This is a genomic window from Paenibacillus sp. FSL k6-2145, from assembly GCF_037976585.1.
Classification (GTDB): domain Bacteria; phylum Bacillota; class Bacilli; order Paenibacillales; family Paenibacillaceae; genus Paenibacillus.
Genome location: NZ_CP150267.1, coordinates 359,929 through 376,938 on the forward strand (window position 1 = coordinate 359,929; position 17,010 = coordinate 376,938).

General features: G+C 46.0%; 11 protein-coding genes. 6 read left to right on the top strand and 5 right to left on the bottom strand.

The features are described from left to right. The first annotated feature begins 33 nt into the window (after positions 1–33). The 3 genes from NZ043_RS01585 (at position 34) to NZ043_RS01595 (ending at position 3,038) form a co-directional block, all read left to right on the top strand. On the top strand, positions 34–1,062 hold the full coding sequence (locus NZ043_RS01585; protein ID WP_289390071.1) for an ABC transporter substrate-binding protein: 1,029 nt from the start codon (positions 34–36) through the stop codon (positions 1,060–1,062). Between the two features lie 193 nt (positions 1,063–1,255). Next, on the top strand, positions 1,256–2,632 hold the full coding sequence (locus NZ043_RS01590) for an amidase (RefSeq protein WP_339310342.1): 1,377 nt from the start codon (positions 1,256–1,258) through the stop codon (positions 2,630–2,632). 19 nt (positions 2,633–2,651) lie between these two features. Beyond that, positions 2,652–3,038 (top strand): Rid family hydrolase, encoded by a 387-nt coding sequence (locus NZ043_RS01595; protein ID WP_062835750.1) that lies wholly within the window; start codon positions 2,652–2,654, stop codon positions 3,036–3,038. A gap of 99 nt (positions 3,039–3,137) precedes the next feature. Here the strand turns inward: NZ043_RS01595 and NZ043_RS01600 are convergent, their stop codons facing one another. Continuing rightward, positions 3,138–5,195, bottom strand: a complete 2,058-nt coding sequence (locus NZ043_RS01600; RefSeq protein WP_289390075.1) for a methyl-accepting chemotaxis protein — start codon at positions 5,193–5,195, stop codon at positions 3,138–3,140. Positions 5,196–5,422: 227 nt separating this feature from the next. Here NZ043_RS01600 and NZ043_RS01605 point away from each other — a divergent pair, with 227 nt between their 5' ends. Next, positions 5,423–5,839, top strand: a complete 417-nt coding sequence (locus NZ043_RS01605) for a hypothetical protein (RefSeq protein ID WP_339310345.1) — start codon at positions 5,423–5,425, stop codon at positions 5,837–5,839. A gap of 25 nt (positions 5,840–5,864) precedes the next feature. Continuing rightward, positions 5,865–6,290: a hypothetical protein gene (locus tag NZ043_RS01610; protein ID WP_339310347.1), complete on the top strand. Its 426-nt coding sequence runs from the start codon at positions 5,865–5,867 to the stop codon at positions 6,288–6,290. A 153-nt stretch (positions 6,291–6,443) separates the two neighbouring features. Here the strand turns inward: NZ043_RS01610 and NZ043_RS01615 are convergent, their stop codons facing one another. The 3 genes from NZ043_RS01615 to NZ043_RS01625 all read right to left on the bottom strand — a co-directional run bounded on the left by NZ043_RS01615 (position 6,444) and on the right by NZ043_RS01625 (position 11,906). Next, complete coding sequence (locus NZ043_RS01615) at positions 6,444–7,607, bottom strand: iron-containing alcohol dehydrogenase (RefSeq protein ID WP_339310348.1); 1,164 nt, start codon at positions 7,605–7,607, stop codon at positions 6,444–6,446. A 266-nt stretch (positions 7,608–7,873) separates the two neighbouring features. Next, positions 7,874–8,752, bottom strand: a complete 879-nt coding sequence (locus NZ043_RS01620; protein WP_339310350.1) for a TatD family hydrolase — start codon at positions 8,750–8,752, stop codon at positions 7,874–7,876. Further along, positions 8,739–11,906, bottom strand: a complete 3,168-nt coding sequence (locus NZ043_RS01625) for a GNAT family N-acetyltransferase (protein WP_339310352.1) — start codon at positions 11,904–11,906, stop codon at positions 8,739–8,741. The genes NZ043_RS01620 and NZ043_RS01625 overlap by 14 nt, the downstream gene beginning before the upstream one ends. A 314-nt stretch (positions 11,907–12,220) precedes the next feature. Between NZ043_RS01625 and NZ043_RS01630 the strand changes: the two genes are divergently transcribed. After that, positions 12,221–12,826 carry a DedA family protein gene (locus tag NZ043_RS01630; RefSeq protein WP_133385793.1) on the top strand — a complete coding sequence of 202 codons (606 nt, stop codon included), beginning with the start codon at positions 12,221–12,223 and terminating at the stop codon, positions 12,824–12,826. Positions 12,827–13,006: 180 nt separating this feature from the next. Here the strand turns inward: NZ043_RS01630 and NZ043_RS01635 are convergent, their stop codons facing one another. Continuing rightward, complete coding sequence (locus NZ043_RS01635) at positions 13,007–16,795, bottom strand: DUF4073 domain-containing protein (protein WP_339310353.1); 3,789 nt, start codon at positions 16,793–16,795, stop codon at positions 13,007–13,009. Positions 16,796–17,010 lie beyond the last annotated feature (215 nt).

Genomic DNA, 17,010 nt, shown 5'->3' on the forward strand with positions numbered 1-17,010 from the left:
TGACCTACAACGATTAAAGGGGACTGATGACTAATGCGTACATTCAAAAAGATAGCTATTCTAGCAGCGATGACACTTCTATTGACTACACTGCTCAGCGGGTGTGGCAGCAATGCCACAACACCTGCTAACGGCGCAGGTGCATCTAATAGCGAGGGGCAAGCAAATACACAGGTGGACAAAATTATGGTGTCCGAGGTGTATCACAACCTGCTCTACCTTCCTCTGTATGTAGCGAATAACCAAGGATTCCTAGAGGAGAATCGCATTGAGCTATCTTCCATCCGTGCTGCCGGAAGTGGACCAACAGCATTGTCTTCGGTGATCTCAGGCGAGTCTGCGTTCTCCTTCCACGGTCCTGAGCATGTCGCATTTGCTAATGCAAAGGGCGGAGATGCTCGCTCACTGGTCCTTCTATCCGGCAGTGCTCCAGTATGGGCAGTTGCGCGAGAAGGAGTAACCGTGAACTCGACAGCGGATTTCAAAGGTAAAACCATCGTTGTGGGCTTGGCACCTACAAGCTCGAACAGCTTACTGCGGAAACTATTCGCTGACAATAACATCGATATCGACAAGGATGTGACGATCACTGAGGTTCAGAATGGCTCCGAGCTTGGTGCTGTATTAGCCGGCAAAGCCGACATTGCTATCGTTTACGAGCCTCAGCTGGATCAAGGCATTGCAGAAGGGCTGCATATTGTCCATGATTTCACGAAGGACTATCCTGATTTCGCTTTTGCAACGATGAATACAACTGCAAGCTTCATTAAGAAAAATCCTGATCTCACCCAGCGCTTTGTCAACTCTATCGAGCAAGCCCTGGAGTTTATTCAATCGAACCCTGAAGGCGCCAAAGCTGTTGCAGTGAAGGAATTTCCGAATCTGGACCAGAAAGTCGTGGAGCAAGCAGTACAACGCATGATCGACAGCAAGGTATACCCTGCTGATGGGCTCATCAATGAATCAGCTTTTAACACCGCAATCGATATGCAGCGATTCATCGGGAATCTGAAGGAAGAACTCGCTTACGAGGATATTATCGATTCAAGCTTCACCAAATAGAGAGAGAAAGGTTGATTACTCTGAACCAAGACGACTATCTCACACACCGCTGTACGGAAAGTGCGAAATATGCGAATGGAGTTATTACCAGCGAGGAGCTTGCCCTATTTACAGCCGACTTGAAACTGATTCGTGGCTTCAAGTTGCCAGAAGAAATAGGGCCCAATCCCCCGTATAGGAGCGTGCCTCTGCGATGATTACCGAACCACTGAACGAGCTGACGATTGCTGAAGCCGCAAAATTGATTAAAAACAAGTTGATATCTCCTGTAGAGCTTACGAAATCCTATTTGAATCGCATTGAGAAAGTAGAACCTGCGGTGCAAGCCTTCGTTACAGTCACCGCCGAACAGGCTTTGCAGGCCGCAAGAGAGTCTGAACAACTACTGATGAATGGCGAATATCTCGGTCCTCTGCATGGCATTCCCTATGGAGCCAAAGACATTATCCATACCGCTGGCATACGCACCTCGGCCGGATCAAATACCTTTCCTGACTTCGTACCCGGAACGAATGCAACTGTGATTAATAAGTTGCAAGCTGCAGGCGCTATCCTGCTCGGCAAGACAACAACGACGGAATACGCCTTTCAGGGAGGAGAACCGCCAACACGCAACCCGTGGAATCTAGAACATACCCCGGGCGGTTCCAGCTCCGGCTCCGCCGCTGCAGTAGCAGCTGGCATGGCCTCCTTCACACTCGGAACACAGACCTTTGGATCTCTGCTTAGACCCGCAGCTTACAACGGATTAACCTGTATGAAACCCACTTACGGCAGGGTTAGCCGTAATGGTGTCATCACAGCGAGTTGGAGCCTGGATCATATTGGCGCCTTCACTCGATCCGCACAAGATAACGCAATCGTTCTGGAAGCGATGGCCGGACAAGATGAGCTGGACTCCTTCACGCTCCCTCACGGCAAGCCAGATTTAACAAATGCTCTTGAGCATCCTATTTCAGGAATGGTGATCGGTCTGCCGAGCAACTTCTTCCAGACTGATGAACCCGCGATCTTGTTAGCGGTAGAGTCGGCAATCGCTGTGCTTGAGAAGCTGGGCATGCAATGGAAGAAAGTTGACCTGCCTTCTTATATGGAAGAGACCATTGCTGCTCATCGTACGGTTATGCGGGCAGAAGCTGCCGCCTTCCATCAGGAACGCTTCGCGGAAGCCTTTGATCGTTACGGCCACACGATGCGGGAGCAGCTTGAACTCGGTTACCAGACGAGTGCCGTTGATTATTTGCAGGCACAACGCATCCGAACGATATTCCGGAGCGAAATGATGATGCTTTTCAATGAAGTAGATGTGTTATTGACTCCATCCACACCGTATGTGGCCCCATATGGCTACAAGACAGGCAGCCCGATTTTCAACGGACCGTTTACCAATACAGGTCTACCGTCCATCACCGTACCCATCGGGTTTGATACCACCTCAGGGAAGCCATTGCCTATCGGCATGCAGCTTGCCGGTCCACACATGAGAGAAGACCGCTTGTTGTCCATCGTTCATCATTATCAGCAGGTTACGAACTGGCATCAGTTAACAACAAATATACACACTCATTAGGAAAGGAATGACAGCTACGATGTCTACCATCATACATGCAAGTGCAGCACCCAAGTTCCCGCTTCCTTTCTCCCATGCTGTCCGCGCAGGAGATTTGGTCTACGTTGCAGGTCAGGTAGGCGTTGATCCACAGACGCTTGAGCCTATCGGGGGTATTAAGGAGCAGACTGAGCAGTGCATTCGTAATATTGAGGTGATCCTGCAAGAAGCCGGACTTACACTCGATCATATTGTGAAGGCAACCACTCATCTGGCCCGAGTCGAGGATCAGCCCGAATACAACGAAGTGTATGCGCGAATGATTAAGCAGCCGTATCCCGCCCGTATTACCGTATTCAGCGGGTTAGGTCCTTATTTAATTGAAATGGAAGTGCTGGCGTATGCGCCTTCCGTCCGAGGAGAGTAACACATCACCAAAGAGCACCTGTAGCCATAGATGGGTACAGGTGCTCTCTTTGTCTAGAAACCCGGTTCTCTTTTGAGAAATCGGTTTCTTTTCGTATTCCTATTTTGTTTTGAAGCGAGATGCTTCTTCGGCAAGTTGTTTGGTCAGTTCATCGATTCTCTGCACCATATCTGTCAAATGTTCCGTCATGCCGGACTGTTCCTGCATTGTTGCTGTGACTTCCTCAACAGAAGCCGACACCTCTTCACCGGAAGCGGACAAGTTCTGTGCAGCTCCAATGACGTCATCCTTATCACGTTCAATGGATTCGATCTCAGTAGCAATAGCCTGAACCTGGCTCATCATCTCATTCATATTCTCGGTGACAAAATTGAATGTCTCCTTGGTCTGGCTAACGCTGCTCTTATGCTGTTCCGCAATCGCTTCAATAGCCTGAACACTTCGGTTATTCTGCTCCACGTGATCAATGGTCTGCATCACAATTCGGTTGATATCCTCCGATTGAGCTGTTGTCTGCTCTGCCAGCTTGCGAATCTCGGAAGCAACCACGGCAAAGCCGCGCCCTTGCTCACCTGCTCTTGCGGCCTCAATCGAAGCATTCAACGCAAGTAATTTCGTCTGATTTGCGATTTCAGCAATCGTACCCGTGATCTGGTGAATGCCCGAGGAGCTTTCAGCGAGTTGGACTGTAATTTTGGAGATGTTGCCAACTTCAATCTCGTTTTGCCCGTTCACCGCAATGAGTGCATCAATAACTTCATGATTATTTTTGAATGCATCCGTAATTTCATCTGCCTTGAACTTCACTGCCTGCGACATCCCATTCACGTTGGCAATCTTGTTACCAACATTCATGAATTTATCCACAATGGCTCCCGTATCGTTCGCCTGGGACTCCATAGCTCGTGAAATCTCAAATGCTGTTGTCGTTGTTTCGGCAATCGTGGTCGAAGTTTGCTGAGTGGACTGTTCCAGCTCGGATGTACTTGTTTTCAGGATGCCGATGGAATGGTTCATGCTGGAGATCAACTGTTTATTGCCTGCTGCCATGGTATTGAAGCTGTCCACCAATTGTTTGAATTCTCCGCTATATTTACCTTGAGCCTGCACCGTCAGATCGCCGCCCGCAAGCTGTCTGAACAACACAGTTAGTCTTGTAATTGGTCTGGTTACCAGCAAAGAGATCAGGATACCCGCTACGACGGAAACCGCAATAGCACTAAACAAAACAATATACATCTGTTTTGCCATCGCACGTAAAGGCTTCTGCACATCGCTCATTTTATCTTCTACAACGACAGTCCAGTCGGATCTTGGGATTTTGGAGTAATACGCCACTTTCTCATCTGTGCTAATATCCCCTTGCTGTAGTTCAGCGCCAGGAGCAAGATCTATCAATGATTGGTATTCGCCGGACTCCATCTTCTGGCCTGCCAACTTCTCATCCGCTGAATCGTAGATGACCGTACCTACACGGTCCAGAATGATCACTTTTCCCTCATCATTAATATTGATATTTTGTAGCTGATTAACGAAGAACGAGGTGGATGCCGCAGATACGAGCACTCCCTGTACTTCTTGATTCTCATTGTAGATTGGCATGGCAAAAGCCGTACCAAGTTGTCCTGAGGACTTGGCTACAATCCCTTCACTAATCACGTTTTTACCCTGAATCGCTTCTTGGAAATATGCCCGATCTCCGCGTTCTGCCTTGATAACTGCCGGATCATTCGCTGCAACAATAATGCCATTCCGATCCAACAAAATCAGACTGTTGTTACCTTCCATACCTGCAAGACTGTCCGCGAGAATACCACTTGCCTTATCCAGCAGTTCATTGTTTTCCGAGAAAAAGTTCTCACCTTCCTGCCCATCCGTATTCCGAATCTCTAGCAGATCCCGGAAGGTACGATGTGTTGTAATCAGAAAGGTGGACTGTTCTTCCAAACTTAGTGAAGCATACAAACCTGCCCCCACCCGGTCCGAGGTTGCCTTAATTTCATCTTTGCTTTTATCGAGTGTAATAACTGCCGCTACGCTGTAACACACTACCGCAGTTACCGCCAGTACGATACACACCAACAGACTGATCATAAGTGGTAATTTGACTCTGAACGACATGTTGCGCATGCGTTCTCTTGCCTTGCTAAATACCATGATTACATTCACCATCCATTTTCATTTTCATCATTATGAAGTCCAAATTCTATGTATCTACTTTATATCGGTCGATATCAAATAATCTGTAAGCTGTTTCCCCAGTTATACTAGGTCAAAGGCCACTGCACACGATTGGAAAATGAAGACTTTGGGTTAATACAAAATATGACATCAACATCGTATAATATATGAAATACATATCGTGCAGGAAGAGGGAAAACGCATTGAATCCGAAAATGCCTACTTTATTAAATGTTATCCGTGCCCTGTTAGGCGTACAATCCATCTTCATTGGGATTTCCATGACATTCCTTATTGCAGATCTATTCCGTAATAGTGCGGATTACTTCGCGTTTCCGCTATCTGATCAGATCGCCTATTTTACAAGCATCGGGCTCCGTGTGCTCTTGGTTCTGGTTCCCCCAATTCTGACTATCGTATTTATCTCCAAACGAAGTTATAAGCTAACAATTACATTTATGAGCCTGGCCTTATTTTTTGGCGTTGTTTTCTTTCAGAATTTTCTCGTCTTGCTGCACATCTTTATGTTGCTTACGCTGCTGCTCCACAAGCCCAGCAAGGTGTATCTGAAGCAGGAAAACTCTCGGGAAGAATACAACCAGAAGAATCTGCGGTTATAGGTTCGAAGAGAATAGGAGAAGTGATATGGTAAAAACAGCATTACCTACGCTATTAAATGTCGTGCGCATTTTATTGAGTGTGAAACTGATCTACGTGATTGTGTCCTTTATCGTGTTCCTCATTGACTTCAACCAGAATATGGAGGCCTATCTGGGTTTCTTACGCAAAGGAGATGATCTGGCTTACGCCTCTGGCGTAATCTCAGCCAGAATGTTGTTTATCATCGGTCCCAGCCTGCTCGCTGTTATATTCATCACCAGAAGAAAGTTCAAGCTCACCGTGACGTTTCTGAGTCTGGCGCTATTCGTTGCCATTCCGAATGAGAGTAACCTGTTTACCCTGATTCATCTCTTCGCCCTGCTTATCGTGCTCTTGCATCGTCCAAGCAAGTTGTATCTGAAACGAAAGGATACCCCTGTCAATGAAGCCGTAGTTGAACCGAAGAATTAATTCGAAAAGGGAATCACATGACATTGAAGTCCAGAAAAAACGGTGGAGAGTACACGATATGATGTCATAATAAAATCAAGGACTTTCCTAAGTAATACAGGAAGGTCCTTGTTTAATATGACTCACTATACAAAGTGATTGTGAGATTTACAATTACAGTGCAGCTTGATAAATTTGTACTACATCTTCACGCTGCAAGTTTTTGAAGAATCCGAACGGACCGAATCGCATCGCTTTATCAGCCATCACATCAATCTGGCTGTCGTCGATGTCATAGTCCGCCAGACGGCTAGGGGCACCAATTGAAGTCCAGAATGTACGCAGCGCTTGAATGCCTTCTTCAGCAACTTGTTTGTCCGACTTTCCAGCAGGGTTGATATCAAATACATTAACAGCCATACGTTTGAATCGATCTACATCCACATCCAGATTATGCTTCATCCAGTGTGGGAAAAGGATCGCAAGGCCTCCCCCATGGGGAATGTCATACACAGCCGACACGGCATGTTCAATATTGTGAGAAGCCCAATCTCCGGCAAGACCCATATTCAGGACATCGTTAAGCGCCATTGTTCCACAGTAGAGAATGGTTTCGCGCAGTTCATAGTTTTCTGGATCTTTAATCAGACGAGGGGCCGTATCAATAACGGTACGAAGAATCGTCTCACAGAATCCAAGCTGAACCGGTGTATTGGTATCCAAATGGAAATAATGTTCAAACACATGAGACATCATGTCCACCATGCCGTATACCGTCTGATCCAGTGGTACGGTGTATGTGTACTCCGGATCAAGAATGGAGAACGCTGGGAAAGAATACTCGCTGAACCATGCCCATTTTTCCTGTGTGTCCTGATTGGTTATTACTGAACCGTTGTTCATCTCAGAGCCTGTCGCTGCCATCGTTAGAATTGTACCCAGTGGAAGTCCGCCTTCCGGGGTTGCTTCACGTACAACAACATCCCACATGTCTCCTTCGTATTTGGCTCCTACTGCGATGGCTTTCCCGCAGTCAAGTACACTGCCGCCGCCAACCGCAAGAACCAAATCAATATCATGTGTTCTGCATAACTCTACACCCTTGTGAACCGTAGACAGACGTGGGTTTGGTTCTACACCGGCCAGTTCCGTAACCTCTGCTCCGATTTCATTCAGCTGGCTGATTACCTGATCGTACAGCCCGCTGCGTTTGATGCTTCCACCACCATATACAAGCAAAATACGTTTTCCGTATTTTGGAACTTCGGTCTGTAGTGCTTGAAGTTGCCCTTTGCCAAAAATCAGCCGGGTCGGATTATAAAACTGAAAAGATCTCATTACGTATGTTCCTCCAAAAAAAGTCTGAAATTTTGTGCATCCACCATTATAATTCTCTTTATTCGTAAAAACAAATACATGCAAGAAGGAGATAACCGATGAGTATGGAGTCTATCATGGCTAAACAATGTTTTTCTGAACAAAATAAGCTCCTGCCAACAAAGTGGCAGGAGCTTACAACACAAGGATTCAGTATAACCATCGCATGCTTCCGTAACATGCATGGTCTACATCCCCTCAGATATTAATAATTAGGCACTTAGGTTCTAACCCAGGTCGGCTATCCGCTGTCCAATACGCGGAAACAGCCTAAAAGCATTCTCATAGAAGACTTTATCATGATGCTGTTCCGGTACAAGTCGACGGACAAATTCGGCATACAGATCGATGGGCGCAAGCGGCCAGTCGGTGCCAAACAGCATTTTCTCGTAATGATCCGAATAGACCAAAGCCCGGCGGAAATGATCCATGAACAAAGGCTCGTTCATGAACCGTTCAAAATGGGGCCGATCCCCCACCACAAGACCAGACAAATCTGCGTACACGTTAGAATTCTTCGCCACCACTTCAGCTGCATCCATCACCCAGGGATCACCCAGATGACAGATCATGAAGTTCACACCGCGCTGTTGCAAGGCTAATTCATCCACCGTCAGTGGATGTGAGTACTTAAGTAACCCATTCATCGAGTAAGTGTCTCCCGTATGAATCACCACAGGCAAGTTGTACTTGGCTGCGAGTTCATAGACCGGAGTATAGATTTTGTCATACACATAATGATGATAGTATCCGGCATAGAGTTTAATTCCGGCTACCTCCGGGGATTGGAGTCTAGCTTCAATCCGGTCCAGCTCGTCCTGAGCGTTTTTACCATCTAACGCATTAGGATTAATCCCCACACATTCCATGAGGAATGACGGAACCTTCTCTTCCAGGTCAAGTCCCATCGGGTTAGGGGAACTGGAATCCGGGAACGCTCCCTTCGTCTGCTCCGTAACCCCCATTCCGATGCCCAGAATGACGTCGTTTTTATCAAACTCCGCTTTAAGACCAGCGGCAGAGTAATCCACTTTGGACAGATCAATCGCTGTTTGGTGAAAGCTGTCGATGTCCGACAGATGAATGTGAATATCAATGATCGGCATGTGAAGCCTCCTTTTCATCGGTAGAAGTTGCAAAATTCAGTTTGAGAAGGTCATGCACATCCGCTGAACTCAGCGGGATTGGTCCCAGAACCAGATATGTCGGCTCCGTCCAGACCGTTTCTCCCTGTTGGAGAGTCAGATGATGATTCACGTTTAGACCCGTCACCTGATTATTGGCAAAAGCCCATGCACTCTGATTCGGGTAACGATGGACCGCATGCAGCATGTTTTCACGCGAAACCGATCCGACTCGCAAAAGGTCATCAAGTGGCAGGCCCACATCCACCTTGCCTAGCGGGAATCGATCTTTACCCGGTTGCTCAATCCAACCTTCCGCAAAGACAGATGAAGGCTGGAGGAAACGTTCTTCCGCAAGCGAGTAATTCGTCAGCGTCAGGCCGCTTTCGTTTGTCACGGCAAGCAGCGTGCAGAGCACAGGAACACCCGGCAGCATCAGATAATGCTGGTTGATCGTGATTCCCCGATTCGCTTCATGCTTTTCAATTCGGGTAGTCAGCTTTATACCCTTCCAGACGTTGCCGTATTGATCCTTGTGCTCTGTCCAGGAAGCGGCTCTCTGTTCCAACTGGCGGCTGAAACCATTCATGCCTGGAACCCCCACACCCAGCCCACCATACCACGGATTCCACCACGAGCGTGGAGCCGGTTCAGGGTACGAGCTATCCAGCCATTCTTCTCCTGCATATTTCAGAGAGTGTATTACACTCCCGAATTCAGGAGCAACGGAGATCGACAGCACTCCATTATCTACGCTGTACACAGGTCCAGATGAACCTTCTTCAATCTTCCGCTTCACCTCTGTTCCGCTCTGAGGGAACCAAAGGGCAGTTCGCTCCTGAATCCGATCTTCGCCCCGATATAGCCCACGAACTTTCCAACCACTCACGTGTTGATCTCGGTCCGCTTCGTCTGGTGAAAATGTCAGCTTGGCGGAGTTTAGATTCTGCTCCGGATTGAATTCCTTCACATTGGCCATAACCTCCGATTCGCCACCCTGCTGTACATACAGCTCCAGCTTGCCCGCAAGCGAAACCAGTTTATGTTCAGTCAACGTTGCTTGCAGCACATCCGGGGCAAATGGATTCCCCTCACTCAGTGTCAGATCCAGATGACTGTCCAGCAACGGAATGACCGGGTTACGCTGCTTCCGTGCAAACGCACGAAAATCCGACCATTTAGCAAACGTGTTCAGGGCAAACACCGTTTCCTTGGTTTGTGCCACAGCCCCAGCCTCCAAACGTCCAAGCTCATGCTGCAACCCCAACGTGTATTCCGGACGAAGCAACTTCAGAGAAGGGTCCCAATAGATGCCGCACGCGCCATACTCTTCCTTGCAAAACAGCCAGTTTTCCGTAATCTTTGAACTGTCCCAATGGTTCGGATCACCTGCATAATCATCTTCCATATCCACAAAACGACCTTGGTAAGGTAGAATTAACCGGTTTCCGTAGAAACCAAAGTTATTCATTAGATACAGGTCTTCTTCCCAGGCGGTGTCTCGTGTGTTTTCAACCTCGTGGTGGAATTCGGCGATTCCATTCGCAGACAGCTTGACCACGGACTTAATCTGCAAACCAGGGAAATCCTCCGAGTCATACAGTGCTTCAAGAACCTGACGTTCCCCTTCGGGATAAATATTCACTTCTTTGGCTTGTTTCTTGGATAACTCTTCGGCAAACGGCCTACCCAGCTTCGGATAAGTCCACCAGAATGAATGACGGGAACCGGGATATTCAATCCACATGTTATTATCTTGTTTGCTCATATGAAGAGAGAATGCGCCATTAACAGCCACCCATTGATCCTCAATCTGCCCGCCATATTTCCCTTCGATTCCCTTCATCAGTACAGAAAGTTTGCTTGTAAAAGAGATCGCATGGCTCCCCACTGGGACAGCCGTCACTTCTACTTCTTGGGAATAGAGACCATACGAACGTAAGGTGAAAGGCACTGGCACCGACACTTTGCCTTTGGCAGGAATCGTAAAGCGCACCGAACGCTCCGCCCATTCAAGGAATTCATCCTCGGGCAGGTCCAAACTGAACTCCGTTTCTGCATCCACATTATTTTCCACGTTCAGAACCAACTCCGCTGGAATACCTGGATAGAGCTCCTTCACAGGCAAGATAGTCTTGATCTTGGCCGGGAATTTCGGGGCGATACCCAACCTGAACTCCGCTTTCTTACCGCCGATCAACCAGGTGCTGGCAACCACGGGGTGGGTCTTATTGTTATTCTGTTCCTCTGTAATCGGATCAAGGTGAAACTCACTTTCCACGATGATTGTTTCTCCCGAAGCCACTGCTCGTGCTACGTCCAGCGCAAATCGTATGTTTTTGTTATCCTCACCCTTGATCTCAACCGCCAGTTCGGAAGCTGAATTGTTCTTAATGCGATAGCGAACCTTATAGCTGGAACCGAATACCAGATCATGATCGTCGACCTCTGTTGAGATTTCGTAATCCGGTGTTTCGAGGGCAGTCAGCCCGCGACCCGACTTTTCAAATTCAGCCCGCAGGGAGACATCTCCCTTTTTCCATGTATAGTCAAAGAAATCAAAACCACGTTCCCGTCGGCCATCTGGCTCAATGACGAGTTCACGCGTGCTGTCTGCATACCAATCCAACTCCTCAAAATAAGGAGCGAGTGCTTCGGTCTGCAAGATGGTAGGGATGAAATTCATCAGATGCACATTATCATCTTTTTTCTCCCAGAAGAATCCGCATTTCTTGTACATCGGTACAGCCTTCGTATTGCCTGCCCATGTGAACAGATCTAGGCGGGGCCATCCGGCCTCTACGGTCTTGCGCACAGCATTCAAGATCAGATTGCGTCCAACCTTGTATCCGTGATAGTCGGGGCGTACGTTAAGCAGCGGTACATATAGCGCTCTCTCGTCATATCGGTAATGAGCAAAACTGCAGAAGCCAACAACCTCTTTCTCATGAACAGCTAGAAATGCATACAGATTGGACGAACTTTCCATCTCGCGGCGAACCGTTTCCTCTGTTCTAAGGTTGGTGCCACCTCCCCAGCTTTCGTTACTGCGGTTCCACATATCCGCGAGTGCGGCAGCGTAAGAGGGGTCGTATTCAATAATATGGATCTGGTCGATAATCGAAGTTACGGTCATGTTCTGATCTCCTTCTCTTTATGTACAGGATGGTGAAGAAGCTAGTGATAGTCTTATCATACTATAATTGGAAGCATTTTCAGAGCGTTATATTGGTGTTAGGGGTAATTATGGAGTTCAACTTGTTCGAGAAGCAACCTCCTGCTCAATACATGTCGAATGAGATATCACTTATGTATGACCTAACATATCCCGCCGTGACGGGCTAAATCGGATATGCGTGTGAGTTTTGACAAGCTCTATTCGCTATTGTTACTCTTTGTAGAGGAGTGTTTATTAAATATAAAAAATAGATAGATTCGTGGAGGGAAAGCATGACAGAATGGATCACGCAATTTATACTCTTTTTTAAAGATTTGTCATACGCAGGTCTCGTTATTGCCTTGTCGTTTGAATTCGTACCCGCTGAACTTGTGCTGCCCATGGCAGGATATTGGGTGTATCTTGGGGATATGAAGCTTTGGCTGGCTATACTCGCTGGTACCGTAGGCGGAACGTTTGGACCTCTGACGTTGTATGCGTTGGGACGATACGGCGGCAGGCCGATGGTCGAAAAATACGGCAAGTATTTCTTGATTCGCCCCCACCATCTGGACGCTTCCGATACATTCTTCGAGAAATATGGCAGTGGGGTAGCTTTCTATGGACGTTTTGTACCCGGCATTCGGACCGTGATCTCCATCCCTTGTGGTATGGCGAAGATGAATGTGTTTAAGTTCAGTATCTTTACATTCTTGGCCATGCTTCCGATCACCTCACTGTACATCTACTTAGGCTTCAAATTAGGCTCTCAATGGGAGCACGTGGACGAGATTGTTAAGCCTTATATCGTGCCGGCAGCGGTGGTTTTCTTAGGTGCTTTTGGATTGTATGTGCTGTTGAAACGTTGGAAAAGAAGAACGGCTTTGAACAAGTCATAGGCTTGTTTAAGTAAGGAAATGAGATGCGCAGATTGATGTTGATTCTTTGAAATAGTCTTATGAAAAAACTCATCTAATTTATTTGTTATGTAAAGCCCCGCTGATTTAAAAAATCAGCGGGGCTTTATTGTGATTGTTGGGTGTAGAATCGTTTAGAGATTCTCCCTTTGATATTTCTATTTATTCGAAATTATATGTCGTTGCTTCGCCAGCCGGAAAAGGATATTGTGCTGCTTCCCGGACTCGAACCGAATCTCCTGTTTGGAAAGGAACAGTTTGTTCGCTGATTAATGGAATCCATTCTCCATTATTCTTGGAGTATTCAAGTATCGATGAAGAAGCCATAATTGAATTATTTGACTTCCAAACCTGAACTTCCGATGTAAATGTGAAGCTTTTAGCTGGTGCAGCCTCCAAGTATTGACCGCCTCTCTCGCGAACGAGAACAGTTAGATCCCCAGGAAATTGTTGTGGATTTTCTTCGTTGTACGTTGTCCACGTTTCCCCGTCATTCACAGAATACTCCATTGCTGAGGTCATGTGGTCTGTATAGAACGTATTACTGGCATCATTATGACCAACATACATTTTTACATTATCTACAAAACTAACTGTTAACCAGTTCCCTGCTGGAACTTGATTCGCTGAATCAGCTTTAACACGCACTCTTACAAATACATCACCAGGGAAAATCGGCGGATCTACATCATTATATGAAATCCAAGATTGAGCTTCGTCCACCGAAAACTCCATGCTTGAATTCGCATCAATCAGTATATTTCTTTCATCATTGATTTTAATTGCTGGTTCCTCAGGAGCCGAAGGCAATGTATCTTTGATCGCAATGGATATTGGAGCTGTTTGAGATCCATCTTGAAGCACGGCTCGTACAAGTAGTTGAGTCGATCCGTAAGGAATAGCCGTTCCTTGTGGTAAGGTATAACTATTCTCTTCATCCTTGTCGATTGTTGCAATGCTCGAAAGACTTAGCCCAGCATCTCCCCAGAGTATCTCATAAGAAATGACTGAATTATCATCTGTACCTGTAGTCCATCTAATATCTCCCCCAATAAAGCCTGCAGCCGTATCGGTATCCACAAAAGAAATGCTCATCGGTATAGAAGCAGCCTTGACGTATGCAAGTTCATAAGTAGTACGAATTTCTTCAAGGCTCGTGAATTTGTTATCAGGCAGAAGTCTTCGATTATTAATAATTGTTTGGGCAACTTCTGCTCGAGCAGCCTGATTCATATTGCTGTATGCCGTTGCATCAATATTTAATGTGGATGCATATCTCTTCAGGTAAGATTCCATAATAGAAACGGTTGCTGCACTATTGATATTACGGATCACACTGGCTTCAGTGCTGGATGGAGCAGGATATTGCTGGTTTGTAGCATGAATAATCTGTTTGACATCACTGAATGTCGTATATTGGCCTGCTTTTTCTGCCAGAGCTTTCTGATAATGTTGTCCATTGAATTCAACCAATTCCAGTTCCTCTTTCAACGGAGAAGGATACACTCCAAGAATGCGCATGACTGCTTCTCCCTTTAAAGGATCGATCATGTTGCCCGTTTCTATGAATAATTGCTTCGTGATTAATGAAACAACTTCCGGACCTGAGTAACTTCCATGTCCGCCGAACGAACGGGAACCATTTCCATCTGTATTTTTAATCGTTAAAGCATTTTTTACATAGGTCCAATCCAACCGATAGGATGTCCCGTCTCCCAATGTTACAGGGTCAAAATTTAGATTCATAATAGGCATTTCGGGAATGGTTAGATCCCATTCTATTGAATTAATCTCAATAAATCCGTAGCCATAGTTTCGCAGATGACCATCCTTAATGATGGCAGACGGATTGGTTGTACTTGTGGCCGGAGGAGTGAGTACACCAGTGAACTGAATTCTAATCTGACTTAAGTTTGAATTCTCATAAGGAAGTACACTAATGTCGTTCGCAATATAATTCATAACGGAATGGATAAACATTGGCTGCGTTTCCTGACCCGTTTCTCCATTTTTGAAAATGGCATACATGCTGTATGCTTTGGTCGGTTCCAGGCCTTCAATTTTATAGGTTACAGGTTGGTTAGCGGTTATAGAAAACGCACCATGTGTTGAAGGCAGGTTATTAGGAAGTATTCCACTCTTCACTTGTTCAGTTGTAGGACGTACATTATCACCTGAACGAACAGCCATGTAATAGACCGTACCCGTTTTGTTCGTGGTCATCAAACCATCAGCCGAAGTTTCTGTGCGGTTTTGATAACTCTTGTAAGTGTACGGATACCATGCTATTGGGTTCGGATTCGTTGGTGTTGGTGTTGTACCCGGATTAGAGGGCGTTCCTCCTCCGGAGTTCCCCGCATTACCTCCGCTATTGGAAGAATTACCGCCTCCTGAACTTGGGAGTACGTAAGCTGGATTCGATGCTCCGTTAATCGTAGCGATCTGTGTTTTTACTTTATCGTAGTTTGCAATCACTCTCTCTGGTGCTATTCCGTCTGGAAGCACTAGACGTTGAATGGAACCGTTAGCTGGGAGTGACACTTGGCTGGCACTATCTGTAATCGTTACGGACCCTATTACGCCGGTACCTTGTAGCGCAATTGTGCCAGAACCTTTAATGGTCACCGATTCGATATGACCTGTTCCAGAAATTGTTGTTTCTTTATTACCTGTATTGATCTCCAAGTTCTGGATGTGGGCATACAAAGAAGCATTTTGAACACCTTCTCCTACAGTTACACTCTCATATGTAATGGATTCATCCCCCCACAATCCGGAGAGCTTCGACTCAATATGGACTTCTTTAACGACCGTTTTGTTTACTGCTTCTACCCGAACATCTTCCTTGGTAATATTCATTCCTTGGAGTGACGAATGGTCGAATACGACCGTATTATCGTCTCCGCCCTTAACGTATGTTGTACCTTTTACCGTAATCTTCTCTGCGTAAAAGTCATTTTCGAGTTCCTTCGTAATTTCCAAATCGCCGCTAATGTTGATATTCTTAATCGTTATGTAGTCAGCTGCAACTTTTACATTGCCTTCAATGACTGCTTGTCCGCCATCTAGTATGGTATTACCTGAGAACTCTTTTTTACCCGATTCTGCTCCCTGACCTGGCGTAAGGAGTTTTAGTTCAAATACCTTGGTGATACGATCATCTACGGTTTCAACACGAACTTCCGCGTTAGCAAGTGCAGCTACATTATTTTCCGAGAAAAGTGGTTTTAATGCTTCCGTCACACTATAGTTGGTATTTCCAATCGTCACCATTCCATTTTCTATTTTCTTGATCGTTTGAAGTTTATTGCTTGTAGTCTTAGAATCCATTCTTACTAAAATAGCTGCCAATTCCTGCCGAAGTACTGGTTTCTGTGGATGAAAGCTTCCATTACTTCCTGTCATCAAACCTGATGAAACAACGGATGAAACTGAGTTTTTAGCCCAAGCGGATATTTTCTGACTATCCTTAATAGCTGGAAGCTCATCTTCTTGAACTGCCACTGCATCTACTTGTGTAGCTCTGGCCAAAATGGAAGCTAATTCTTCTCGTGTAATTACTGCTTTAGGACGAAATGTTCCATTACGATCTCCATTCATCCATCCTGCTTTTTGTACCGCATTAATCGCACTTTCACTCCATGAATCAGGAGCAACATCTGTAAATGAAGAAACCACATTGTTACTTAGTTGAAGGCCCATTAATTTGGCAAGCGCGACTGCCGCTTCTTGACGAGTTACCTCCTGTAAGGGGTGGAAATAACCCTCACGATCTCCATTCATGAACATCTTCTCTTGAGCTTCTTGAATAAGTCCCTTTGCCCAAGGCGATGCCTGTGCAACATCTTTGAACGGATCGGATGCTGCCGACACGTTGGAGTGAATTGCCGTGCTTAGCGTAAGAGCTATCGTTGCCATAGCTGCTACACCCAGTTTTTTCGAAATATCCATATTGCCTCCTAATGATTAAGTCTTTTCTCCTGATTTTTGTATAATATTGAATCAAAAGACCTATACATCATAATATGTAATTTAGCTTATAACAATAATTAATTACCAGAATATTCTGATCATTAAGGAAAATAGCACTATTTTGTATCATTTGACGAATAGTTGAACCCAAGTTATATATCGTAGCAATTACTCCGTTGTTCCCTGTCTACACA